We start from the raw sequence: 832 nt of genomic DNA, 5'->3' as shown, positions 1-832 counted from the left end.
ATAATTCTTAGTTTTTTAGCTTTAGGAAACACATTATCCACCAAATGTTTAATATATAATGCGAAATCTTTTTTAGTTCTTCTATCTGTAACAGTTATGTCCCTTTTACCTCCTTTAAAGTCAACAGCGACAAAAATATTGGCGGATCCTCTTATTTTATATGTATAATCATGTTTTTCGGGGCTGCCTGGTTTCATGGGAATTTTAGTTTTTAAATCATGTATAAAATACTTATGTTTCTCATCAAAGCAAATAATAGGATATTGTGGATCATATTCCTCAGAATATAATTTTAAAATCCTATACATTCTTTTTCGATATTCTGTATCAATTTTTGCTATGTACCACATTTTTTTAATCCATGGTCTTGTTGAGTCTTTTTTAAAATAATACGAACCGATTGATGAGTTATGGATTCAAAGCCTTTTTCTTCACGAAGTTTTTCAGCAAGAAGCCTAACTGTCCATCTTTTATGTCCTTCTGGAGGATCGGTGCAAGCAAAAGCAGCGATTAAAGTTTCTTCTTCAATTCCATATTTCTTAGGTTGACCAGAACGAGGTTTATCGTACAAAGCATGTTCATAACCTCCTTCTAAATATCTTTTTTTAATTCTACCTACCGTATTATGACTAATATCTAATATGTTGGCAATTTCAATATTTTTAAATCCTTTATCAAGTAATAAAAGTATATTAGCTCTTAATATTTCTTTGGACTTTCTAACAAATTTTTTCATAGCTTTTTTATCATTTTCTGGAAGTTCAAATTTTTTTCTTGACATACTAATATATTAAACTTAATACCATATAAATATATCACTAAAATTAATTTT

General features: G+C 28.4%; 2 protein-coding genes. Both read right to left on the bottom strand.

Going from position 1 to position 832, the window contains the following annotated elements; genetic code table 11:
- Positions 1 to 350, bottom strand: a 350-nt coding sequence (locus MBCUT_RS01455; protein ID WP_211263751.1) for a transposase, incomplete at its 3' end; no start/stop codon positions are given.
- Entirely contained in the window at positions 338 to 781 is a 444-nt protein-coding gene (locus MBCUT_RS01450; protein WP_067257889.1) for a helix-turn-helix domain-containing protein, read from the bottom strand. The genes MBCUT_RS01450 and MBCUT_RS01455, both read right to left, overlap by 13 nt.
- Between the last annotated feature and the right edge of the window lie 51 nt (positions 782 to 832).

It is taken from the genome of Methanobrevibacter cuticularis (assembly GCF_001639285.1).
GTDB classification, from domain to species: domain Archaea; phylum Methanobacteriota; class Methanobacteria; order Methanobacteriales; family Methanobacteriaceae; genus Methanobaculum; species Methanobaculum cuticulare.
Note: the sequence above shows the minus strand (reverse complement) of the source record. Positions and strands in the feature narration are given on the sequence as shown.

Excerpts from the sequence above, each read along its gene's own strand:
- MBCUT_RS01450 (WP_067257889.1), bottom strand. The coding sequence starts at position 781 with ATGTCAAGAAAAAAATTTGAACTTCCAGAAAATGATAAAAAAGCTATG.